The 21,551-nt window shown below is 71.3% G+C and carries 21 protein-coding genes and 1 pseudogene; 9 read left to right on the forward strand and 13 right to left on the reverse strand.

Annotated features, from left to right (window positions below):
* Positions 1-14: 14 nt before the first annotated feature.
* A complete protein-coding gene (locus AC07DS_RS07840) occupies positions 15-551 on the reverse strand; it encodes an SRPBCC family protein (protein ID WP_479143612.1) in 537 nt (178 codons plus the stop codon).
* Between the two features lie 11 nt (positions 552-562).
* Positions 563-1,594: a medium chain dehydrogenase/reductase family protein gene (locus AC07DS_RS07845; RefSeq protein WP_479143613.1), complete on the reverse strand. Its 1,032-nt coding sequence runs from the start codon at positions 1,592-1,594 to the stop codon at positions 563-565.
* 152 nt (positions 1,595-1,746) lie between these two features.
* Here AC07DS_RS07845 and AC07DS_RS07850 point away from each other — a divergent pair, with 152 nt between their 5' ends.
* Together AC07DS_RS07850 and AC07DS_RS07855 are read left to right on the forward strand one after the other, a co-directional pair.
* The gene (locus tag AC07DS_RS07850; RefSeq protein ID WP_479143614.1) at positions 1,747-2,403 is read left to right on the forward strand and encodes a TetR/AcrR family transcriptional regulator; all 657 of its coding nucleotides are present in this window, start codon (positions 1,747-1,749) and stop codon (positions 2,401-2,403) included.
* Between the two features lie 229 nt (positions 2,404-2,632).
* A complete protein-coding gene (locus AC07DS_RS07855) occupies positions 2,633-3,550 on the forward strand; it encodes a TolB family protein (RefSeq protein WP_479143615.1) in 918 nt (305 codons plus the stop codon).
* Here AC07DS_RS07855 and AC07DS_RS07860 read toward each other — a convergent pair.
* The 5 genes and pseudogenes from AC07DS_RS07860 to AC07DS_RS07880 all read right to left on the reverse strand — a co-directional run bounded on the left by AC07DS_RS07860 (position 3,538) and on the right by AC07DS_RS07880 (position 6,328).
* Positions 3,538-4,125, reverse strand: a complete 588-nt coding sequence (locus tag AC07DS_RS07860) for a hypothetical protein (RefSeq protein ID WP_479143616.1) — start codon at positions 4,123-4,125, stop codon at positions 3,538-3,540. The two genes, AC07DS_RS07855 and AC07DS_RS07860, sit on opposite strands and share 13 nt — an antisense overlap.
* A 109-nt stretch (positions 4,126-4,234) precedes the next feature.
* Positions 4,235-4,312, reverse strand: a pseudogene (locus tag AC07DS_RS07865) (DUF4097 family beta strand repeat-containing protein); the annotation flags it as partial.
* Positions 4,313-4,391: 79 nt separating this feature from the next.
* Complete coding sequence (locus AC07DS_RS07870; RefSeq protein ID WP_479143617.1) at positions 4,392-4,679, reverse strand: hypothetical protein; 288 nt, start codon at positions 4,677-4,679, stop codon at positions 4,392-4,394.
* 99 nt (positions 4,680-4,778) lie between these two features.
* Complete coding sequence (gene gdhA, locus AC07DS_RS07875) at positions 4,779-6,143, reverse strand: NADP-specific glutamate dehydrogenase (protein WP_479143618.1); 1,365 nt, start codon at positions 6,141-6,143, stop codon at positions 4,779-4,781.
* Positions 6,144-6,253: 110 nt separating this feature from the next.
* Positions 6,254-6,328: a 50S ribosomal protein bL37 gene (locus AC07DS_RS07880; protein WP_099895366.1), complete on the reverse strand. Its 75-nt coding sequence runs from the start codon at positions 6,326-6,328 to the stop codon at positions 6,254-6,256.
* A 106-nt stretch (positions 6,329-6,434) separates the two neighbouring features.
* Between AC07DS_RS07880 and AC07DS_RS07885 the strand changes: the two genes are divergently transcribed.
* A complete protein-coding gene (locus AC07DS_RS07885; RefSeq protein ID WP_479143619.1) occupies positions 6,435-7,616 on the forward strand; it encodes a PP2C family protein-serine/threonine phosphatase in 1,182 nt (393 codons plus the stop codon).
* A gap of 47 nt (positions 7,617-7,663) precedes the next feature.
* Here the strand turns inward: AC07DS_RS07885 and AC07DS_RS07890 are convergent, their stop codons facing one another.
* Entirely contained in the window at positions 7,664-9,028 is a 1,365-nt protein-coding gene (locus tag AC07DS_RS07890) for a pyridoxal phosphate-dependent decarboxylase family protein (protein WP_479143620.1), read from the reverse strand.
* A 144-nt stretch (positions 9,029-9,172) separates the two neighbouring features.
* Here AC07DS_RS07890 and AC07DS_RS07895 point away from each other — a divergent pair, with 144 nt between their 5' ends.
* From AC07DS_RS07895 to AC07DS_RS07905, 3 genes are all read left to right on the forward strand, one after another.
* A complete protein-coding gene (locus tag AC07DS_RS07895) occupies positions 9,173-9,664 on the forward strand; it encodes a MarR family winged helix-turn-helix transcriptional regulator (RefSeq protein WP_145879278.1) in 492 nt (163 codons plus the stop codon).
* A 185-nt stretch (positions 9,665-9,849) separates the two neighbouring features.
* A complete protein-coding gene (locus tag AC07DS_RS07900) occupies positions 9,850-10,506 on the forward strand; it encodes an RNA polymerase sigma factor (RefSeq protein ID WP_479143621.1) in 657 nt (218 codons plus the stop codon).
* Complete coding sequence (locus tag AC07DS_RS07905; RefSeq protein ID WP_479143622.1) at positions 10,503-11,597, forward strand: CU044_5270 family protein; 1,095 nt, start codon at positions 10,503-10,505, stop codon at positions 11,595-11,597. The genes AC07DS_RS07900 and AC07DS_RS07905 overlap by 4 nt, the downstream gene beginning before the upstream one ends.
* Positions 11,598-11,615: 18 nt before the next feature.
* Here the strand turns inward: AC07DS_RS07905 and AC07DS_RS07910 are convergent, their stop codons facing one another.
* Entirely contained in the window at positions 11,616-12,227 is a 612-nt protein-coding gene (locus AC07DS_RS07910; protein WP_479143623.1) for a hypothetical protein, read from the reverse strand.
* Between the two features lie 70 nt (positions 12,228-12,297).
* On the opposite strand from AC07DS_RS07910, the gene AC07DS_RS07915 reads away from it, so the two are divergent.
* Positions 12,298-13,071: an SDR family oxidoreductase gene (locus AC07DS_RS07915; protein WP_479143624.1), complete on the forward strand. Its 774-nt coding sequence runs from the start codon at positions 12,298-12,300 to the stop codon at positions 13,069-13,071.
* Here the strand turns inward: AC07DS_RS07915 and AC07DS_RS07920 are convergent.
* Positions 13,049-14,008, reverse strand: a complete 960-nt coding sequence (locus tag AC07DS_RS07920) for a LysR family transcriptional regulator (RefSeq protein WP_479143625.1) — start codon at positions 14,006-14,008, stop codon at positions 13,049-13,051. The genes AC07DS_RS07915 and AC07DS_RS07920 overlap by 23 nt on opposite strands.
* Positions 14,009-14,145: 137 nt before the next feature.
* Here AC07DS_RS07920 and AC07DS_RS07925 point away from each other — a divergent pair, with 137 nt between their 5' ends.
* Positions 14,146-15,066, forward strand: coding sequence for a zinc-binding dehydrogenase (locus tag AC07DS_RS07925; protein ID WP_479143626.1), 921 nt, complete (start codon positions 14,146-14,148; stop codon positions 15,064-15,066).
* 49 nt (positions 15,067-15,115) lie between these two features.
* Positions 15,116-15,550: a nuclear transport factor 2 family protein gene (locus AC07DS_RS07930; protein WP_479143627.1), complete on the forward strand. Its 435-nt coding sequence runs from the start codon at positions 15,116-15,118 to the stop codon at positions 15,548-15,550.
* Between the two features lie 18 nt (positions 15,551-15,568).
* Here AC07DS_RS07930 and AC07DS_RS07935 read toward each other — a convergent pair whose 3' ends face one another.
* From AC07DS_RS07935 to AC07DS_RS07945, 3 genes are all read right to left on the reverse strand, one after another.
* On the reverse strand, positions 15,569-16,894 hold the full coding sequence (locus AC07DS_RS07935) for a M64 family metallopeptidase (protein WP_479143628.1): 1,326 nt from the start codon (positions 16,892-16,894) through the stop codon (positions 15,569-15,571).
* A gap of 133 nt (positions 16,895-17,027) precedes the next feature.
* On the reverse strand, positions 17,028-19,283 hold the full coding sequence (locus AC07DS_RS07940) for a transglycosylase domain-containing protein (RefSeq protein ID WP_479143629.1): 2,256 nt from the start codon (positions 19,281-19,283) through the stop codon (positions 17,028-17,030).
* A gap of 21 nt (positions 19,284-19,304) precedes the next feature.
* On the reverse strand, positions 19,305-21,545 hold the full coding sequence (locus tag AC07DS_RS07945; protein WP_479143630.1) for a bifunctional polysaccharide deacetylase/glycosyltransferase family 2 protein: 2,241 nt from the start codon (positions 21,543-21,545) through the stop codon (positions 19,305-19,307).
* Positions 21,546-21,551: the final 6 nt, after the last annotated feature.

A 21,551-nucleotide genomic window follows, 5' to 3' on the forward strand; every position in this document is an offset into this window, starting at 1 on the left:
TCTTTGTTGTCCGGTCAGTGGGGACGGGGGGCCGCGGTGGCGGTGGGCACGTCTGCTTCGACCTGGGTGCCGGTCCAGGTCTCCTCGGTGTGGACGCGCACGCCGCCCTTGACCTTTCGGGCGGGCGCGGGGGTCGTCCACCGGAACTGCGAACCCGCCTTCAGGCGGCCGGGGTCGAGACGTTCGGCGGTGGTGACGGGGGGCTGCCAGGACGGCCGGCGTTCGACGTCGGTCTGCAGCTTCCAGACTGTGCTCAGCGGCGCCTTGATCACGATGTCGGACTCGTGGCGGATGAGGGCGGTGGCATCGACGCCTCGCCCGCCGCACCGGGCCGTACCGCCGTGGGATGCGGCCTGGGCGGTCGGGACGGTACTCGCGAGAACGCCGGCCACGGCGAGCCCGACCGCGACCGCGGCCCCACCCGCACGGGGCCGGCGCCGGTGGGTGGGCGGGTGCGGGTGCAGGGGTCGGGGCTGCTGAGCGTGTGAGTTCGCCGGGCCGGTGCCGAACACGGTGCTCCTCGTTTCGTCGTGGTGATCGGATCGAGCCACGCGGGTGCTTGCTACGGGTGCAGGACGACCTTTCCTGCGACGGTGCCCGACTCGGCCAGCCGCAGGGCGTCGGCGATGCGGGTGAGCGGCAGTTGGGCGGCGATCTGGGCCGTGACCTCGCCTCGCTGGAGGGCGGCGAAGACCTGGGTGAGGTCGGTGCGGAGGCGGGCGCGGAAGCGGTTCTTGGCCAGGGCCCGGCCGGCCCAGACATTGAAGAAGTACGCGCGGCGGCGGTTGGGCAGGGCGTTCCACAGCCACACCCGGCCGAGCAGCTTGAGGACGGGCCACTGCTTGGAGCCCTCGCCGTCCCGGGTCGAGGCGCTGCCGTACGAGACGAGCGTGCCGCCGGGGGCGAGGAGGCGCCAGGAGTCGACGATGCCGCGGCCACCGACGTGGTCGAAGACGGCGTCGACCCCATGGGGGGCGAGTTCGCGGATGCGTGCGGCGACGTCGCCGGTGCGGTAGTCGACGGGGACGACTCCGCGTTCCCGCAGGGCGTCGTGGTGGCGCGCGGACGCCGTACCGATCACTCGCGCGCCTGCGGCCTGGGCGAGCTGGACCAGGACCGATCCGACACCGCCGTTCGCGCCGTGCACCACGACGGTGTGCCCCGCACGGACGCGCGCCTTGCGGTGCAGCATCTGCCAGGCGGTGATGCCGTTGACGACGAGGGTCTCCGCCTGCGCCGCACCGACCCCGTCGGGCACCGGCACCACGTCCGACGCGTCGACGAGCACGTGGCTGGCCCAGCCGCCGACCTTGACCAGCGCGGCGACCCGGGTGCCGGCCAGCCCCGGGTCGACGCCCTCGCCGGTCGCCAGCACCGTACCCACGAGGTCGTAGCCGGGCACGAACGGGAACGGCGGCTGGTCGTAGTAGCGGCCGCGCCGCATCTGCTGCTCGGCGAAGGAGACGCCGGTCGCCTCCATCCGGATCACGACCTGGCCCGGACCCGCGGCCGGTACGGCCCCGTGCCGGATCTGAAGCCCTTCGGGCTCCACCTTGCCCGGCAGAACGACCTCGACGAGTCCTTCGGCGTTCATGGCGACCTCCACTGCGATCCAGATCGGTAACTTGTCCTTGCGTTCGTTAGAAGTTGTAACTCACCGCTCGGCGGATAGTCAATAGCCTTCGTGATAATCTCTAACTAGATCGTGCGGGTGCAGCCGCAGCGATGCGGAAAGGCGGCAGGCAAGTGACGGAACAGGTGGCGAAGACCCCGCGTGAGCGCTACCGCGCCCAGGTGCGTGCGGAGATCAAGCAACGCGCGTGGGAACAGATCGCCACGGCGGGCGCATCCGCGCTCTCCCTCAACGCGATCGCCAAGCAGATGGGCATGAGCGGACCCGCGCTGTACCGGTACTTCGGCGGCCGCGACGAGCTGATCACCGAGCTCGTCAGGGACGCGTACCGCAGCCTCGCCGACACCTTCCGCGCGGCCTCGGAGGCCGGTGCCGATGTGACCGGGCTGGCGCACGCCCTGCGGGGATGGGCCCTGCAGGACCCCCAGCGCTACTTCCTCATCTACGGCACGCCCGTGCCCGGCTACCAGGCACCCGACGACACCACCGCGATCTCGTCCGAGATCATGGCGACCCTGTTGGACGCCTGCGCCGCGCTCCCCCTGGACGGGCCGGCGACATCGTTCGACGCGCACCTCGAAGACCACCGGGACTGGGCGGACGGCCATCCCGCACCGCCCGCGGCCCTCCACCGGGCCCTGACCTTCTGGACGCGGCTGCACGGCGTCCTGTCCCTGGAACTCGCCGGCCACTTCGCCGGCATGGGCATCGACCCCGCACAGCTCTTCGCCGCCGAGCTGGACGGCCTGGCGGGTTCACCGCCGAGCTGAAACCCCCGGTCATCGGCCCGGGGTCGATTCTCGTCCAGGTGCGGCCGCTCCAGCCGGCCCGCTATTGCACATCTGTGACAGCGAACGCACGACTCCGTCACCCCCCGTTGGAAGACTTCTCTCATCGCGAAGGGCGGCAGGCCGAGCGGACCGGTTCAGGTCCCGGGGACGGCGGGCGGTTCCCGCGAGACTCTCGTCACCGCATCATCCACATCCTGGGGGAACGTCGATGTCCGCTCGTATCCGTCGGAGCACCGCAGCCGTCACCACCGCGGGTGCCGCCGCACTGCTCACCCTGTGCGGCACCGCCGCCACCGCGACGGCCGCTCAGGCGGTCACCGTGCCCAGGGGCCTGACCATCAGCGACGGCACGCGCCACGTCCTGGTCAACGGCAAGTCGATCGACTTCGGCACCGTCGTCCGTGACCTGGCCTGGAACCCCAGCGGCAGCAAGGCCGCCTTCATCGACGGGCACGGCAACCTCGTCGTCTCCAACCCCGACGGCAGCCACCGCGTCACCGTCGCCGCCAACCCGGGCAACCAGACCTGGTCCCACCCCACCTGGCAGGTGACCGCCGCCGACCGGGCGAACCAGATCCCCGCGAAGAACAACCTCATCTTCTCGGCCAAGATCCACGGCAAGACCGTCCTGGAGGGCATCAAGGCCACCAGCAACCACGGAAAGCCGGCGAAGATCAGCCTGAACGGCGAACCGGGCGAGGCCGGCGTCCCCCAGACCGACAACACCTGGCCGAACGTCGGCGGCAGCTACGGCACGGCCGTCTACGAGAACACCCACACCGGCGAGGTCTACATCCGCGACGACTACCTGCGCCAGCAGGGCGGCGCGCTGACCAAGGGTTCCGAGCCCGCCCTCTCCTCCGACAACGAGGAGGTCGTCTTCGTCCGCTCCGTCCACGGGCACGACCACCTCTTCGTCGAGGACTTCGGCGGCTCCACCCCTGTCGTCAAGGACGTCACCCCCGACGCCACCACCGACTACACCGAGCCCACCTGGTCTCCCAACGGCAAGACCATCGCCTTCCGCGCGCCGACCGGTACGTACACCATCACGAAGACCGCCCACGGCTTCGGCCACCCCGTCAAGGTCTCCAAGCACACCGGCCTGCCCGCCTACCGCGGCTGACCGCCGCCCAACCGGCCGCCGGAGCGGGCGAGTTCGGCCTGGAGCTCCGGCAGGTGCTGGTCGGCCGTGTCATGCGGCAGGTACTCGACCACATCGAGAAAACGGAACAGGACCTGGGCCTTGGTGACGGCGAACTCGTAGTCGCCGTACCCCACCACGGCACCCATCTCCCCACGAACAGCGCCCCGGACGACATGAGCGGTCATGTCGTCCGGGTTTTGTGCCGTCAGCCCTCGCCGAGCGTTGGGACGCGCCAGATACGGGCAGACCATCGAGGCGTAGAGCATGCACGCGCGGTGCCCCGGAGCCTCCAGGGTCGCCGCCATGTTGCGGTACGGCCGCCCGGCGGCGAGCGCCTCGCGGATCGCGGCACTCTCCGCGGCACCGACCACCCGCCACACCGGCCCTCTGGGCATCAGGGTGTTGCAGACCGAACACAGCCGCTGTCGCGCGCACTCGGCGCTGCGCCCGTAGTCGGTGAGCGCGAACTGGGGCTCGTCGCCCTCCCACGGGGTGATGGCGGGAACCGGATAGCCACGGCTGTCACGAGGCCGGGCCTCGACGGTCGCCGGCATGGGAACGGAATCGAATCGCACACCCCATGGTGAACCAGATGGCCTCCCCACCGCGACGGTTGTCGGGCAAGTACCGGCCCGGTGTCCGCCGCGCACAACTCAGAGGCTGCGCGCCCTCGAAGCCGACGTCGCCGAGCCGTCCGACGCCCCGGAGTTCGGCGAGGACCGCCTTCGGCTCGACGCGGGAGACCGTGGTGCCGGCCCGGCCGGCGGCGATGAGCTGGATGCGTCCCGCGGGGTTCGTTGCAATGGGGTACGCGTGAACGCTATGTCCGGGCGGTGAACCGCCTGCGGACGATCACGAGGCCGATCCATCCGGTCAGCATCACGACACCGCCGGCCGCAGGCCACCGGCCGCCTGCCAGAACGCCGAAGGCTGCCAAGGACGCACCGAGCATGGCCACGGCGGCGACGGCGGACTCGGCCCGGAGCTGCCGGCCCGGACGCCGGCTCGCCGAAGGGCGGACGAGCTGACGGCCGAGGAAGGCCTGAACACCGTTGATCACGGCCAGCAGGGCGGCAAGAGCGCCGAGGACGGCGAAGGCGATGGGCATGGCGCGAAGTTACACACCCGGCAGCCGGCGCCCCTGCCCGGGTTCCACGTGAAACCCCCGGGTCACGGACCCGGGGGTTCTTCGGGTGTCCGGGCGGCGTCACACCACGCCGAGGTCGAGCATCGCGTCCGCCACCTTCACGAAGCCCGCGATGTTCGCGCCGACGACGTAGTTGCCCGGGGACCCGTACTCCTCCGCGGTCGCACGGCAGTTGGTGTGGATGCCGGCCATGATGGCCGCGAGGCGGCGGTCGGTGTCCTCGAAGGTCCAGGCATCGCGGGTGGCGTTCTGCCGCATCTCCAGGGCAGAGGTGGCGACGCCGCCGGCGTTGACCGCCTTGCCCGGGCCGAAGGCCACGCCGGACTCCTGCAGAAGTCGTACGGCCCCGGGGGTCGTGGGCATGTTGGCGCCCTCGGCCACCGCCCCCACGCCCCCGGTCAGCAGGCTCCGCGCCGCGTTCTCGTCGAGTTCGTTCTGGGTGGCGCAGGGCAGGGCGACCGAGCACGGTACGTCCCAGACCGAACCGCCCTCGACGTAGCGGGCCCGGGTCATGGTCTCGGCGTACTCCTTGATGCGGGCGCGGCGGACTTCCTTGATCTCCTTCAGCAGTTGGAGGTCGATGCCCGTCTCGTCGACCACGTAGCCGCCGGAGTCGGACATGGCGACCACCTTGGCGCCCAGTCCGTGTGCCTTCTGGGCGGCGTAGACGGCGACGTTGCCGGAGCCGGACACGACGACCCGTCTGCCGTCGAGGTCCTGGCCGCGTTCGGCGAGCATCTCGGAGACGAAGTAGACGGTGCCGTATCCCGTGGCCTCGGTCCGTACGTGGGAGCCGCCCCAGTTCAGGCCCTTGCCGGTGAGGACGCCTGACTCGTAGCGGTTGGTGATGCGCTTGTACTGGCCGAAGAGATAGCCGATCTCGCGGGTGCCGACGCCGATGTCGCCGGCCGGGACGTCGGTGTGCTCGCCGAGGTGGCGGTGGAGTTCGGTCATGAAGGACTGGCAGAACCGCATGATCTCGCCGTCCGAGCGGCCCTTGGGGTCGAAGTCGGCGCCGCCCTTGCCGCCGCCGATGGGCAGCCCGGTCAGGGCGTTCTTGAAGATCTGCTCGAAGCCGAGGAACTTCACGATGCCGAGGTTCACGGAGGGGTGGAAGCGCAGGCCGCCCTTGTAGGGGCCGAGGGCGCTGTTGAACTCCACCCGGAAGCCCCGGCTGACCTGGACCCGGCCGGCGTCGTCCACCCAGGGAACGCGGAAGATCAGCTGCCGTTCCGGCTCGCAGATGCGCTCCAGGATCCGGTGGCGGGTGTAGTGGGGGTGGCGGTCCAGGACCGGTTCCAGGGACTCCAGCACCTCACGGGCCGCCTGGTGGAACTCGGACTGTGCCGGGTCCCTGGCGCGGACGGACGCGTAGATCTCGGCGGTCAGGCGCAGGTCCGCGGGCGGCGTGTACCGGACGGTCATGGACGTACCTCCTTGTACGGCGTGGCACAGGGAAGTACGGCCGATCGCGCTTCGGGTACTCACCCGAAGCCGGAAACCCCCAGGTGATGGACCCGGGGGTTTCCGCTGGCTCAGGCGTTGGGACGCTTGCCGTGATTGGCCTTCTTCTTCTTGCGGGCGCGTTTCTTGTTCCCTCGCTTGGCCATGATGCATATCTCCCTAATCCGGGACTTTCGTGACTTTTGTACGCCGTGGCCAGTCTAGGTTCGGCCCGGAGTGTCCGCACCAGCTGGATGGTGCACTGTTGGAGATGTGGATGTCCGGCGATACGCGGCCGGTGTGCGGCAGCCGTGGCAGTCGAGCCTTGCGCTGCTGGTGATCCCGATCGTGCTCATCGTGGTGATCACCGTGGTGGACCAGCTGCTCCCGGCCGACATCCATCTCGGTCCGCTGCTGGTCATCGCCCCCGCGATCACCGCTTCGTTCGCCGGCCCCTGGCTGACCGGGCTGGTCGGGTTCCTGGCCGTGGCGGCGCAGGCGTACATCGGCTGGCACTTCGGTGTGCTGTTCAGCCGGAACGTGCTGGTGCAGATCCTCGCCCTGGCCGTGCTGTCGGCCATGACCGTCTTCTACTGCGTGGTGCGCGACCGCCGCGTTCGCCAACTGGCCCAGGTGCGCATGGTCGCCGAGGCGGCGCAGCACGTTCTGCTGTGGCCGCTGCCGGAGCAGATCGGCTCGATGAAGATCGCCTGTCTCTACATGGCGGCCGAGGCCGAGGCCCAGATCGGCGGTGACCTGTACGCCGCGACGCCCACCGACAACGGCGTGCGGGTGATGATCGGCGACGTCCGCGGCAAGGGCCTGTCCGCCATCGGCGAGGCCGCGCTGCTCATCGGTGCGTTCCGTGAAGCCGCCCACCACCACACCGCCCTGCCCGATCTGGCCGCCTCCCTGGAACGCAGCGTGGCCCGCAACCTGCCCGACCTCGGGCCCGACGAACATCTGGGCGAGCGGTTCGCCACGGTGATGCTGGTGGAGATCCCCGACCAGGGGCATGTCACGCGGATACTGAGCTGCGGCCACCCCCCGCCACTGCTGCTCCGCCCCGGCAGCGCCGTCACGGTCCCCGTGCACCCCGCACCCCCACTGGGCGTCCACGGGCCGACGGCCGGGGACTACACCGTCGACGTGTTCGTCTTCGAGCCCGGGGACACCCTCCTGCTCTACACCGACGGCGTCATCGAGGCCCGGGACGCCGGCCGCGCCTTCTACCCGCTGGCGGACCGGGCCGCCCAGTGGGCCGGCAGCAGCCCCGAGGAGCTGCTGCACCACATCCGCCGTGATCTGCTCGGCCATGTCGGCGGATGCCTCGACGACGACGCCGCGCTCATCGCGCTGTGCCACGCGGCGAGCGCCCACCGGGCGCATCGGCACATGCCGGGCCTCCATGTCGGCGGCTTCGGTCAACAGCACGGTGTGCTGCCGCCCGAATGAGCCCCCTGCCGCGGCCGCCGCCCGGTCGCGGCGCGGCGGAGGCCGGGTCAGCGGGCCCCGGCCAGTCGCTCCACCCGGCTGTGCAGGTGCTCCACATGGTGTTCGGACTCCGGCTTCATGAGGACGCTGCGGAGGATCCGCGCCCCGTCGGCATCCGCGGTGATCTTGGGATGGCGGGCGGCGAACGCCTCGCGGCCGGCCTTGAGGGTGCTCAGGAAGACGGGGTCGGGGCTCTCCATGCCGTCCGCCAGGATGCGGGCGGACGCCGCGTCGATGCCGGTGAGGCTCGCCGGGTCGACGGCGGGGAAGTACGTGACGATGTCCAGCTGGGGTCGCTGGTAGAGCTCCAGGAGGTCGGACGCCTCGATCAGGTCCGCCCACTTCAGGGCGGCTCGCCGGCCGGCCGCCAGGACCCGGCCGAGGCCGTCCGGGGTGGGCGGGAGCAGCTGGAAGGTGAGCCACAGGGCAGCCGCGGCGGCGCCGGCGCGGGAGCACTCCAGGCTGATCTCGCCGAGGTGCAGCTCGGTCGAGGTGAAGTAGGTGTAGGGCGAGTCGTGCAGGTAGAAGCGGCCCACCTCGGGGTCGCGGAAGAGGACGGCGCCGCAGCCGTAGGGCTGGAGTCCGTGCTTGTGCGGGTCGACGACGATCGAGTCGGCCCGCGCCAGGGCCCGCCAGGGCTCGGGGGGCAGCCCCTCCGGGCCGTCCGCGCCGGCGAGCAGGGTGAAGAAGCCGCCGTACGCGGCGTCGACGTGGACGCGCACGCCGTGGCGCCCGGCGAGCGGCAGGACCTCGTGAACGGGGTCGACGGCGCCCAGTCCGGTGGTACCGGTGGTGAGGACGACGGTGCCCACGTCCCCGGTGCGCAGTACGTCCTCCAGTGCGTCGAGGTCCATCCGCCCCTGGTCGTCGGTGCGCACGGGGTGGCTCTTCATGCCCAGGACGTGGCACATCCGGCCGTGGGTGTAGTGGGCGTCGGCGCTGTGGGCGACGCCCCGGCCGGGGTGGAGCTCGCGGGCGACGAAGAGGGCTTCGAGGTTGGCGATCGTGCCGCTGGTGGTGAGGTGGCCGAGGTGGGAGTCGTAGCCGAACATCGCGGCGAGCCGGGCGACGGCCTCGCGTTCCATCGCGGCGGTGGCGGGGCCGCCGTCCAGGGCGTGGTTGTTGGGGTTGATCAGCATGGCGGTGAGGTGGCCGACCACCGCGGCGGGGTGCGGGGGCTTGAGCATCTGGCCCGCGTAGTGCGGATGGAAGAAGGGGTAGTTGTCCTTCAGCCGGCCCGTGAACTCCTCGAAGGCCGCCGCGAAGCGGTCGTCGTCCACCTGGAGGGACGGGTGGGTCCGGTAGGGGCCGAAACCGTCGGCCCAGTCCTGTATGGCGTGAGTGGCTCGTCCGAGCCAGTGCTGCAGATCCACTGATCTCCCTCTCGCTCGCGGGTGCGCCCACTCTAGGATTTCATTGACTGATCAGCAATTGACTACTCAGCAATTGAGACAGCAGTGTCTGACGCAGCAGTGACTGAGGCAGCAGTAGATGAGTCGACAGTAAACTCGGCGGCGATGAACGCCACGCCCCAGCACGACGACGAAGCCCTCGCCCGCGCCGCCAACAGCGGGCTCGTCCGGGACTTCGGTCTGCTGATCAAGTCCGCGACCCGCCTGGAACAGCGCATCGACAGCGCGCTGCGGCGGGAGTGCGGGATCAGCCACACCATGCTCGAGGTGCTGATACGGCTCTGCCGCCGCCCCGGCGAGGAGGTCTCCCAGCGGCAGCTGGCCGACGACCTCACCCTCACCAGCAGCGGCACCACCCGCCTGATCGACCGCATGGAGGAGGCCGGCCTGGTCCGCCGCACCCCCTCCCCCGAGGACCGCAGGGTGGCCCTGGTGGAACCGACCGCCGAGGGGCGCGCGGCGTTCCTGCGCGCCGCGGCCGTCCACGCCCGCGTGGTGGAGGAGTACTTCGTCAGGCCACTGGCGGCCGACGACTACGCACGGCTGACCAGCGCACTGGGCGACATCGACAAGGCCCTTCGCGACGAGGCCGGGTGAGGGGCCGGTCGTAAGAGGCGGCCGAAAGAGGCGGCCGTCGTCGGGCCGGCCACGGTGCCGGGCACGGTGCCGGGCACGGCGCCCCCGACGCGGCGGCGGGACGCCGCCCACGGCCCAGCACATGTGACGCAGGTCACGGGAAGTGGGCGCATGGTGCCGGACAGCTCATTGAGGTGAGCACTGATATGCGAACCCGGGTACGGGCCGGGGAATCGAGCGCGTTCGCGGAGCTCTTCGACAGCTTCGCCCGCGCGGTCTACAACCACGCCTTCCGGCTGACCGCCGACTGGACGGTGGCCGAGGACGTGATGGCCGCGACGTTCCTGGAGGCGTGGCGGCTGCGCGACAGGGTCGATCCCGAAGGCGGCTCCCTGCGGCCCTGGTTGCTGGGCATCGCCACCAACACGGCGCGCAACCAGTACCGGAGCAACCGGCGATACCGGGCTGCCGCGAACGCCGCCGCTGCGGCCGAGCTGTCGGTGCCCGACCACGCGGACGAGGTGGCCGAGCGGGTCGACGACCGGCGCCGTCTCGCCACGGCCCTCACCGCCCTCGCCAGGCTGCGCCGGCCGGAGCGTGAGGTCGTCACGCTCTGCCTGGGTGAGGGCCTGGACTACGAGGCCGCGGCGGGGGCGCTCGGGATTCCCGTCGGAACCGTCGCCTCCCGGCTCTCCCGGGCCCGCAAGAAGCTGCGCGCCTACGCCCAGGACGAACCGGTCCGCTCCGCGGCCGGGGCACCGTCCGAGAAAGTCCGCGGAAATCGGGAAGCCGGCCGTCCCGCCCGACAGACAAGAGGTGATCGCACGAACGTGATCCGGCCCGCACAGGAAGGAAACCGATGAACGCGAACACCTCCCGGCAGAACCCGGCCGAGTGGGACGAGAGCGCACAGCTCTTCTCCCGGACCGCGCGTGACCTGCCGGCGGGCCGCCACCAGTTCCACAGGGAGCGTCTGATGGCCCAGATCCACGACATGCAGCAGGAAGAGCGCACGGCGACGGTCCCGGCGAAGCCGCGGCGTTCCTGGCTCCCGCGTCCGGCGATCGCGCTGCCCGCGCTGGCGGCCGCCGTGGCGGCAGCTGTCGTCGCCGGTGTGTCGATGTCCGGCGGGGGCGGGGTCAAGGACGGAGGCGTCGCCACCGGACCGGCGCTGACCACGCAGATCGGCGCGGCGACCAGCAAGGGCGTGCCCCAGCTGCTCGACCAGATCTCACTGGCGGCGGCCGACACGTCCCACCCGGAGGTCAGGCCGGGGCAGTTCATCTACATCGAGTCCAAGGCGGCCGAAACGTATGTGAAGACCGTCGGCGGCAAGTCCAGCCTCGCCAGCCACGCGCTGCACCGGCGTCAGGTGTGGGAGTCCCCGGACGGCACCAAGGGCTGGCTCATCGACCCCGCGGTCGACGACAGTCCCGAGGGCGAGACCCTGAGCCTGCCCGACGAGCGGGGCAACACCCCGAAGGCGGACCTGAACGGTCCGTCGTACGACTACCTGGCCAAGCTCACCACCGACCCCGACGAACTGCTGGCCAAGATCTACAAGGAGACCAAGGGCCACGGCAACTCCCCCGACCAGGAGGCGTTCACCACCATCGGGGACCTGCTCGGTGAGAGCTACCCCCCGGCGGAGCTCTACTCGGCGCTGTTCAAGGCCGCCGCGAAGATCCCCGGTGTCGTCGTGGTGGATGACGCGGTGGACGCGGCGGGCAGGCACGGGGTGGCGGTGGCCCGGCTCGACAAGCCCAGCGGTGAGCGCGAGGAATGGATCTTCGACAGGAAGACCCATGTCTTCCTCGGCAAGCGCACCGTCCAGGTGTACGGGAACAGCGGAACGGACCACCTGATCACCCCCGGCACGGTGCTCTACACCAGCGCCATCATGAAGCGGGCCGTCGTCGACGCCATGAAGCAGTCCCCGTCGCAGGCCGGCTGACCCGACCGTGGGGGGTGGTCACATGCGACTGCGCCTGGCCCCGATGACGTGGGCGAGACCCCAGGCCGCGGCCGCTGCGACCACCAGGCCGAGCGGGGAGTACCAGTCGACTCCGCCATCGGCCTCGCTGGTCCACCAGGCCTTGGCCGGGAAGAAGGGATCATGCCTCAGCATGTCCGCGACGAAGGACGGCGTCTGGGCGTCGGCGAAGATGAGCGGGAGGGAGTTGGTGTAGCCGAAGAAGGCGCCGAGCGCGGCGATGACGGCCGCGCCGATCCGGGCACCGGTGCTGCGGTGGGCCAGCGAGCCGACCAAGCAGCCGACGACCGCTCCGTTGAGGAGTGCGTGGACCAGGTACAGGGTGTTGGCCGTCGTGAGCGACTGGTCCTTGTACGTGGCCAGGTTGACACCGCTGTAGAGCAGCGAGACGACGACCGAGACGACGAAGCCCAGGAGGACCGCGCCGACCGGATGGCCGCCCCCGCCCGACCGCTGTGCGAGGGGCGCCCCCTGGAACGGCGGGGCCTGGAACGGCGGTGCCGGGTGCATCGGGGGCTGTCCCTGGGCAGGCGGCGGTCCGTACCCCTGGGGCTGCTGGTGGTACGGGTTGAACGGCGGCTGCTGGCTCATGCTTTCCCCCATGAGTGAACTGACAGAAGCAGCAAGCTATCAGCGGGGTCGGGAGGGAGAATCCCGATCCATGAACGACGCACAGAGCAGCCCCGCATCCCGCACCCCGCTTCCCCGGCTCGACGGCCGCAAGGTGGTCGTCACCGGAGCCTCCCGGGACTTCGGGCGCACCCTGGCCGTCCGCTTCGCGCAGTGCGGTGCCGAGGTGTACCTCTCCGCACGGACGGCGCAGACCGCCCGCCGCGTGGCCGACGAGATCCGCGGCCTGGGCCACGACCAGGTGCAGCCGTTCGCCTGCGACTTGTCCGACCACGCTTCGATCCGGGCCTTCGCCGCCGAAGTCGCCGCGGTGACCGGCCACATCGACATCCTGGTCAACAACGCGGCCCGCTGGCTGGAGGGCACCGACCTGCTGTCGGCCACCGACGAGGACGTCGCGGACACCATGGCCTCGGGCGCCACCGGCACGGTCCTCATGGTGAAGAACTTCCTGCCCCTGCTGCGTGCCTCGCGGCAGCCGGACGTGGTCAACATGATCTCGACCGCCGGTGTCCCCGGGCACCACCGCTCGGACGCCCACTCCGCGTTCTACGCCGCCAAGAGCGCCCAGGCGGGATTCGCGGACATCCTCTCCAAGCGGCTGCGCCCCGAGGGGGTGCGCGTCATCTCCCTGTACCCGCCGGACTTCGTGAACCCCGACCCGCTGTCCGAGGACTGGGAGAAGACTCCGCGCGGGACCGGCGACCCGCTGGCCGCGCACTCGCTCGTGGAGTGTGCGCTGTTCGCCGTGTCCCAGCCGCGGGACTGCTTCATCCGCTCCTTCAACTTCGAACAGCTCGCCTGAGCAGGGAATGGTCGATGTCGGGGAGCCAGTCGCTCCGCGGTGAGTACTCCAACCAGCGCCGGGCGCGCCCGGCTTCGGTGAAGCCGCGCAGCAGGGTGTCGAGCAGGGGGTGACGGGAGGACTCGCGCCATGCCAGCGACCACGCGTACAGCGGCGTGGGCTCGACGAGCGGGATGCAGCGCAGGCCCATGTGGTCCGGCAGCGGCGCGTCGGCGGGGAAGAGGGTGAAGCCCTCGGGCTCGGTGCGGACGTGCTGCACGAGGTGGTCCAGGCCCAGGTTGGGGCCGTCGTGCCGGCGCGTGATGTGGAACTCGTCGGCGAAGCGGCGCAGGAAGTCCAGACGGCTCAGTTCGGCCGGGGACCACAGGACGCTGTCGCGCAGGTCGGCCGGGCGCAGGGCGAGGGCGTCGGCCAGCGGGTGGGACGGGCTGACGACCGCGTCGACGGGTTCCAGCCGCACCAGCCGCTGGGTGAGTCCCGCGTCCCGGCCGTCGGGCAGCGGGTGCACCCGGCCGAATCCCAGGTCCGTGTCGCCGCGCAGCAGCGCCTGCGCGACCGACGGCCAGTCACGACCCGGACCCGGCTCGCACCGCAACGGACCGAGCGCCTCCACCACGTCGGCGACCGTGCGCATCGGCGCGTACAGATGACCCCATGCGTCGATCCGTACGACCGGTCCGATGCCCGTCACCGCCGCGACCGCCCGCTCGCCCGCCACCAGCGCCTCGCGCGCGGCCGGCAGGAACCGCTCCCCCGCCTCGCTCAGCCGGATGCCGCCCTGCCGCTCGAACAGCCGCACGGCCAGTAGCTCCTCCAGCCGCGCGATGCGCTTGGACAGCGCCTGCTGACTGGTGTTCAGCTCCTCCGCGGCCCGCCCGAAGTGGAGTGTCCGGGCCGTCGCGACGAAAGCGCGGACCAGGGCGAGGTCGAGGTCCATGCCCCTGACCCTATGCGACAACCCCGCGTTGTCGGTCCGGCCGCTTCGTTGTTGGCCGAGCCGCAGCCGCACGCGGTCGGATGGTCCCGGCAGACAGCACCGGGGGACGGCCCCGGGCCACCGAAGGGACGACCACGATGAAAGCCTTCGTACCGACCGGAGACCCCGCCGAGCCGGTCGTGCTCGCCGACGTCGCGGAGCCGACGCCACGCCCCGACGAGGCACTGGTGAAGGTCGAGGCGTTCTCGGTCAACCGGGGCGAGACCTTCAGACTGGAGCGGCCCGGCCCCGGCGACCGCCCCGGCAAGGACATCGCGGGGCTGGTGGTGCAGCCGGCCGCCGACGGCAGCGGACCGTCCGGGATCACCCGGGTCGTCGGGCACCCCATGGAGGGCGGCTGGGCGGAGTACGTGGCTGTGCCGACCGACGCGCTCGCCGAGCTGCCGGACGACGCCTCCGCGCTCCAGGGCGCCGCGCTGCCGCTGGCCGGGCTCACCGCGCTGCGGCTGCTGCGCGCCGCCGGGCCGGTGCTGGGACGACGGGTCCTGCTGACCGGTGCCTCCGGAGGCGTGGGCCACTTCGTCACCGAACTCGCGGCCGCTGCCGGGGCCCAGGTCACCGCCGTGACCAGGGACGCCGACCGCGGCGCCCGGCTCGCCGAACTCGGCGCCACCGAGATCGTCCACGACGTCGCCGACGCCCGGGGCCCTTACGACATCGTGCTGGAGTCGACCGGGGGACAGGCCCTCCCTCTCGCACTCGCGCGGCTCGCCGGGCGCGGCACGCTGATCTGGTTCGGGCAGGCCAGTCGTACTCCGGTGACGCTCGACTTCTTCGACTTCTTCGCCGGCCCCGAATCGGCTGTGATCCGCCACTTCCACTACCTCGACGCGGACACCCGGCTCGACGACGACCTGGCGACGCTGGTCCGGCTGACCGCCGAAGGCCGCCTGCATCCCGAGATCGGCCGGGTCACGGACTGGGCCGACACCGCGACCACCCTGACCGACCTGCGCGACCGCCGCATCCGCGGCAAGGCCGTCCTCACCCTGTCCTGACCGGCGCCCGGACGACCGGACGCAGGAACACCACCGAAGGAGCACACCCATGACCACCAGCGACCCCAGGGCCGTCGTCGTCCGCTACGTCGAGGCCGTCCGCGACGGCGACGCCGATGTCATCCACGACAGCTTCCGCGAAGACGCGACCTGGCACTACCCGGGCGACCTGCCCGTCTCCAAGGTGTGGCGAGGACGCGACGAGATCGTCAACGAGTTCCTCGGCAACATGGGAACGGTCTTCGTCCCCGGCACCGTGGAGATCGACCTGGTCAGCACGATCGCCGAGGGCGACCGCGTGGTGGCGGAATGGACCTCCAAGGCCACCACCGTGTACGGGGGCACCTACGACAACCGCTGCATCGGCATCTACACGGTCCGCGACGGCAGGATCGCCTCCGTCGTGGAGTACGCCGACACCAGGCACGTGGCCGCGGCCCTCTTCCCGGACGACGACGCCCGCCGGCCCACCGGTACCGAGTGAGCCGCAGCGGCTACCGCGTCACCGCACCGTCCAGGTCAGCGAGTCGGACGTCCGGGCCCGGACCGCGGGGTCCCGTACCGCCGTCGTGCGGTCGGTCACGGTGGCCGTGACCTCGTGGCCGTGGCCGTGGACGCCCAGTTCGTGCGGTGTCACGGACAGGTCACCCGTGGCCGACCGGACCTGTCTGCCGTCGACGTACCAGGTCAGTTCGAGGTCGGCGAGGCCGGTGAGCGGGGCGAGGCGCACGGTGATCCGCCGCCCCTGCCCGACCGGCCGGGACGTGGGGACGAAGGACGTCAGCGCGTCCGCGTCGGCGTAGAAACCGGCGATCATCGCCTCCCGGCCGACGACGTTGAACTCGGTCGAGGCCAGGGAGCGCATGATGGACGTCTCGGTCGGCCGGTAGATGCCCGTCTCGTAGTACCCCCCGCCCTCGTACGCGCCCACGACCGAACCCGTCGGGTCGTCGGCCCCGAGCCAGCGGTACCACTTCGACGCGCCCGGGTCGCGGTGGAGCGTGAGGTTGGCCTCGGCCGGTTCGTCGGTGTACGGGTAGGCGCCGTAGCCCGCGTACTGGTACTCGTCGGCCAGGTGGCCTATGGAGTGGCCCAGTTCGTGGGCGCCGATGAGGTACGACCTGTCGTTCGCGGACGACATCGTCGCCACCCCGTGGAAGGGTGAGCCCGCCGGCAGGTCGCCGGCGGAGTAGCCCGCGCCGCCGTACTTGGCGGAGTTCGCGACGACGAAGACGATGTCGGCGTCCGGGGCCAGAGCGGCGTAGTCCGCGACCTTGTCCGTGTCGACGCACAGCAGGCGTTCGACGTCGTCGCAGAAGAAGTGGGCGCCCAGCGCGGTGTCCTTGGCGACATCGGCCGTCGGGTCGCCGGAGACGCCGGAGTCGTGGGAGACGGCGCCGACCAGCCAGATGTTGAACAGGCCTCGGTAGCTCCGGTACGGCTCGATGCCGAAGATCTCGTGCAGCTTCTCCTCGGCGTCCGAGGCGAACTCGCCCTGTTCGTCGGCGGTGTAGCCGTCGCCCATCACCACCAGGTCGAGCCGCCCGGACACCGGACCGGTCCGCTGGAGTGCCCTCGCCGTCCCGGTGGCGCCGGCCGGGGCCGGCGTGCGGCGGGCCGTCCGGGCGGGGGTGTCCGCCGGGACGGTCACCTGGCGGGGTTCCGCTCCGGGACCGGGGAAGTACTCGACGCGCTGGGTGTGAGCGGGGACGGCACTCGCCGCCTCGGCCGGTCCCGGGTGCGCTCCGACGGCCGACGCCACCGCGGCGGCCAGGACGGCCGCGACGGCAACGGCCCTGCAGGTACGTGGTCTTGCGCGGTGCTGCACGGAGACCTCGCTTAAGTACGCAGTTAAGTAGACTTAAGAGCGCGCTTAACCTAGAGGCTCGCACGGGAACCGGCAAGACCCGCCGTGGAGTTGACGCTCAGTCAGACGTCTGCAAACGCCCGCCGGGCAAGGATCAACGGCACCAGCGCCGGTGACATTTGGGGCGGGGTTCCGGGGCGCTCGGCCTGGGAGCGACGGTGGGGGGCGTCTTCCTGCCTTCCTTGCCGCCCCGCTTGTCCGGGTGTGCGGAGGGAGTGGGTGAGGGAGCGCCCGGCTCGTCGGCGCCGTGCCCCAGGGGTGTGGGGGTGGGGAAGGGCGCGTCGGGGAGGCCGGTGAGGGCGCCGCGCATGTACTGGGTCCAGATCTCGGTGGGGATGTCGCCGCCGAACACCTTCTGGAGGCCGCCGACCCCGACCAGGGACTGCAGCTGGGGATGTTTCGGGTCCTCTCGGAAGAGGACCACGGAGGTGGCGAGTTGAGGGGTGTAGCCGACGAACCAGGCCGATCGGTAGTCGTCGGTGGTTCCCGTCTTGCCGGCGGCCGTCCTGCCGAGGGCCTGGGCCTTGGTTCCGGTGCCCCGGGCGATGACGCCCCGGAGCACGTCGGTCACATGGTCGGCGACGGCCGACGGCAGGGCCCGTACGGGGGCCGGGGCGGTGAAGCCGGGCAGCGCCCTGCCGTTGTGGGTCACTCTGGTCACGGAGTACGGGGTGGTCTGCGTACCGGAGGCGGCGAAGGTCGCGTAGGCGCCCGCCATCCGGATGGCGCTCGGTGTCGAGGTGCCGATGTAGAAACCGGCGCTGGGGGCGGCGAGGCTGCCGGAGCGCAGGCCGAGGGCCTCGGCCGTCTTCGCGACGTTGTCGTAGCCGACGTCCTCACCCAGTTGCACGTACGGCGTGTTGACCGACTGCTCCATGGCGGTGCGCAGCGAGATGTAGCCCCAGCGGTGCGTGGTGTCGTTGTGCTGGTGGAGGAGGCCGCTGGGGTCCTTGTCGTCGGTGACGTAGCTGCCCTGCTGGTCCTTGATCCTGATGCCGTCGTCACCGTTGAACTTGCTGGCCGGGGTGACCGCCTGGGCGGGCCCGCCGGGTCGCATGACGGCTCCGTGCCGGAGCGCGGCGGCGAGGACGACCGGTTTGAACGTCGAGCCCACCGGGACGCCGGAGGTGTCGGCGTTGTCCGAGTAGTGGGCCCGGTCGAAGCCGGGACCGCCGTAGACGGCCAGGATCCTGCCGGTCCCGGGGTCCACCGAGGCGGCCCCGACCTGCACGTCCCGGTCGACCGACCGGTGGGCGGGGTCGAGACGTTCCCCCCGCACGTTCGCGACGGCCCGGGACAGCTCCGCCGTCTTCTTCCGGTCGAAGGTGGTGCGGATCTGGTAACCGCCCCGGCTCAGGCTGTCGTCGGTGACGGCCGGGTCGTGCGCCTGGACGTACGACCGGGCCAGTTGGACCAGGTAGCCGGTCTGGCCGGTCAGTCCGGAACCGGGGGCCCACTTCCTGGGCGTCGGGAAGTCCGCCGCGGTGTACCGGGCCCGCTGCTGCGACGTCAGTCTGCCCGTCTGCACCATCCGGTCGAGCACCCAGGACCAGCGGGCCTCGGCCTTCGCCCTGGCCGTGGGGTCGGAGTCCGCGTACTGGAAGAGGCTCGGCTCGTTGACCGCCGCGGTGAGAAAGGCCCCCTGGCTCACGTCGAGCTTCTCCACCGGGAGGTCGTAGTACATGCGGGCGGCGGCCTGGACGCCGTTGGCCTGGCGGCCGAAGTAGCAGGTGTTCAGGTATCCCTGGAGGATCTGCTGCTTCGTCATGCTGGCGCCGATCTTGGACGAGATCAGCAGTTCCTTGAACTTGCGGGAGACGGTCTGCGACTGGTCCAGGTACGTGTTCTTGACGAACTGCTGGGTGATCGTCGAACCGGACTGGACGGAGTCGCCCTCGGCCATGTGGAGGACCGCGCGGGCGATGCCCTGCGGGTCGATGCCCGGGTCGGTGTAGAAGGACGAGTTCTCCGCCGCGATGAAGTCCCACCGCACGTCCGCGGGGACCTGGGAGAGGGTGACATTCTGCCGGTTGACGCTGCCGTCGGTGGCCAGGACGGTGCCGTCGGACCAGTAGTAGACGTTGTTCTGCAGCAGTGTCCTGGGGTTGGGGTCGGGGATGGTGACCGTGGCGTAGGCGTAGCCGACGACCGCTGCCGTGCCGCCGAGGACGAGCGTGAAGAGCGACAGCAGCTGGAGCACCGACGGCAGCCAGCGGCGCGGGCCCGTCCTGCCCCGGCGCGGGTAGTCGATCCAACGTTTCTTCTGTGGCGGCCTTCTCCTGGCGCGGTCACCCCTGCCACGCGTGCCGCCGTCGAAGCGCTGCGGCGGTCGGCGCCGGTGTCCGCTCATGGGCTGTGCTCACTCTTTCTCTCAGTACGACTGCGTCGTCTCGTACGGTCCGGGCTGCGGCCGCTGTGAAAATCCGGGGTCCTGCGGAGGGAGGTCGCTGCCGGGCACCTTCGCCGCCACCGGGGCCTGCAGGCTGCCGTAGCGCTCCATGCGCTGCCACCTCAGCCGGGAGCCCGACATGGCGGTGAAAACGGACTGGATCACCACCAGGTACATCAGCTGCCGGTAGACGAACTGCTGCAGCGGCAGGCTCCACAGCGGGCCGGCCCGTTCTCCGTCCAGGCGGAACGCGTACAGGCCCATCAGGAGTTGCAGCAGGAGGAAGGCCAGCCACAACCCGGCGATCCGGACAGGATCGAGGAAGAGCAGCCCGTACACGGCGAAGATGTCCACGACGGGTGCGAGCAGCGGCAGCAGTACCTGGAGGAGCAGCAGGTAGACCAGGCCCCGGCGGCCGAGTTTTCCGGCCGCGCCGCGCTGCACGAGCGCGCCTCGGTGCTTCCACATCGCCTGCAGGGTGCCGTAGCACCAGCGGTACCGCTGACGCCACAGGGCGTGCAGCGACGCGGGGGCCTCGGTCCAGGCCCGCGCGTTCTCCTCGTACACCACGCGCCAGCCGGCGCGGCACAGCGCCATGGTGAGGTCGGTGTCCTCGGCGAGGGTGACGTCACTGACCCCGCCGAGGTCCAGCAGTGCCCGGCGACGGAACGCGCCGACCGCCCCGGGCACGGTCGGCATGCATTCGGCGAGGTCGAACAGGCGGCGGTCGAGGTTGAAGCCGACCACGTACTCGATGTGCTGCCAGCGGCCCAGCAGGCCGCCGCGGTTGATGACCTTGGCGTTGCCCGAGACGGCACCCACGCGGGGGTCGGCGAAGGGCTGCACGATCGTGCGGACGGTGTCGGGTTCGAAGACCGTGTCGCCGTCGACCATGACCACCAGGTCGTAGGTGGCGGCGGCGAGTCCGGTGTTGAGGGCGGCGGGCTTGCCCGCGTTCTCCTGGCGGATCACCCGCACCGGCAGGCGGAGCGACTCCACCAGGTCGGCGGTGCCGTCGGTCGAGCCGTCGTCCACCACGACGATCTCGACCGGATGGCCGGAGGCGAGGAGCGAGCGGACGGCCGCCTCGATCCCGGCGCTCTCGTTGTACGCGGGGACGATGACGCTGACCGGCTCGGTCACCGGCGGCCCCCAGGCCCGGTTCCGGCCTCTCGTCCGCAGCCGCCGGTGCCGGTGGGCCGCGACCAGCACGACCGCCGCGCGCAGCACGCTGATCGCTCCGGCCGCGTACATCAGCACGCCCAGCAGCCATACGGCCCAGTCGCCGGCCTGCAGCACCTTGATGAAGGCCATCCCCTGCAGGCGGTCGCCGAGCCCGGCGGGCTGGACGGGTCCGGCCATGCCGACCGCGGCGCCGACCGTCGCGAACCGGAAACCGTGGGTCTTGAGCCGTGGGATCAGGGCGCCGAGCGCGGCGACGGTCTGCGACCGGTCACCGCCGCCGTCGTGCATCAGCAGGATCTGCCCGGCGTGCCCGTGCGGTGTCGCGTTCGCGAGGACGCGGTCCGCGCCGGGACGCTGCCAGTCCTCGGCGTCCTGGGTGGAGAGCACCGTGACATAGCCCGCCGCGTCGGCCTGCCGGAGGACGGACCAGTCGGCGTCGTCCAGCGCGTCGTTCTTCGAGGAGTACGGCGGCCTCAGCAGCGCGGTGGTGACCCCGGCGGCGCCGGCCACCGCCAGCTGTGTCTCGCGCAGTTCCAGGGAGCGCTGCCATGGGGCGAGGCGGGCCAGGTCGGGATGGGTGAAGGTGTGGATGCCGATCTGGTGGCCGTCGGCGACGATCCGGCGGACCAGCTCCGGGTGGGCCACGACCTGGGTTCCGACGACGAAGAACGTCGCGTGCACATGGTTGCGGCGCAGCACGTCCAGGATGCGCGGCGTCCAGACGGGGTCGGGGCCGTCGTCGAAGGTGAGCGCGATGGTGCGGGCCTGCACCTTGGCGGTGTGCGCAGAGGTGGCGGCGTCCGCGATCACGGGGCCGCCGTGGACCACCTGGGTGGGCACCGTGTCGCTGCGGCCCCGGGGGCCGGACACGGCGTCCGACGTGATGCCGAACATGTGGTGGGTGTAGCCCTGCAGCAGGAGGGCGGTCGACAGGGTCACCGCGAGCACGCTCAGCAGCAGCCAGTGAGTGCGGGGGGTGATCTGACGGGTACGGCCGAGGCGGCGGGGAGGAGCCTTACGGCGTCGGCGATCGGTCACGTCGGG

It is taken from the genome of Streptomyces sp. NPDC044064 (assembly GCF_056434245.1).

What these genes read in the sequence shown, in the direction of transcription:
- AC07DS_RS07845 (WP_479143613.1), bottom strand. Translation starts at nt 1,594, where the DNA reads ATGAACGCCGAAGGACTCGTCGAGGTCGTTCTGCCGGGCAAGGTGGAG.
- AC07DS_RS07855 (WP_479143615.1), top strand. Translation starts at nt 2,633, where the DNA reads ATGTCCGCTCGTATCCGTCGGAGCACCGCAGCCGTCACCACCGCGGGT.
- AC07DS_RS07860 (WP_479143616.1), bottom strand. Translation starts at nt 4,125, where the DNA reads ATGCCGGCGACCGTCGAGGCCCGGCCTCGTGACAGCCGTGGCTATCCG.
- AC07DS_RS07870 (WP_479143617.1), bottom strand. Translation starts at nt 4,679, where the DNA reads ATGCCCATCGCCTTCGCCGTCCTCGGCGCTCTTGCCGCCCTGCTGGCC.
- gdhA (WP_479143618.1), bottom strand. Translation starts at nt 6,143, where the DNA reads ATGACCGTCCGGTACACGCCGCCCGCGGACCTGCGCCTGACCGCCGAG.
- AC07DS_RS07895 (WP_145879278.1), top strand. Translation starts at nt 9,173, where the DNA reads ATGAACGCCACGCCCCAGCACGACGACGAAGCCCTCGCCCGCGCCGCC.
- AC07DS_RS07900 (WP_479143621.1), top strand. Translation starts at nt 9,850, where the DNA reads ATGCGAACCCGGGTACGGGCCGGGGAATCGAGCGCGTTCGCGGAGCTC.
- AC07DS_RS07905 (WP_479143622.1), top strand. Translation starts at nt 10,503, where the DNA reads ATGAACGCGAACACCTCCCGGCAGAACCCGGCCGAGTGGGACGAGAGC.
- AC07DS_RS07910 (WP_479143623.1), bottom strand. Translation starts at nt 12,227, where the DNA reads ATGAGCCAGCAGCCGCCGTTCAACCCGTACCACCAGCAGCCCCAGGGG.
- AC07DS_RS07915 (WP_479143624.1), top strand. Translation starts at nt 12,298, where the DNA reads ATGAACGACGCACAGAGCAGCCCCGCATCCCGCACCCCGCTTCCCCGG.
- AC07DS_RS07920 (WP_479143625.1), bottom strand. Translation starts at nt 14,008, where the DNA reads ATGGACCTCGACCTCGCCCTGGTCCGCGCTTTCGTCGCGACGGCCCGG.
- AC07DS_RS07925 (WP_479143626.1), top strand. Translation starts at nt 14,146, where the DNA reads ATGAAAGCCTTCGTACCGACCGGAGACCCCGCCGAGCCGGTCGTGCTC.
- AC07DS_RS07930 (WP_479143627.1), top strand. Translation starts at nt 15,116, where the DNA reads ATGACCACCAGCGACCCCAGGGCCGTCGTCGTCCGCTACGTCGAGGCC.
- AC07DS_RS07940 (WP_479143629.1), bottom strand. Translation starts at nt 19,283, where the DNA reads ATGAGCGGACACCGGCGCCGACCGCCGCAGCGCTTCGACGGCGGCACG.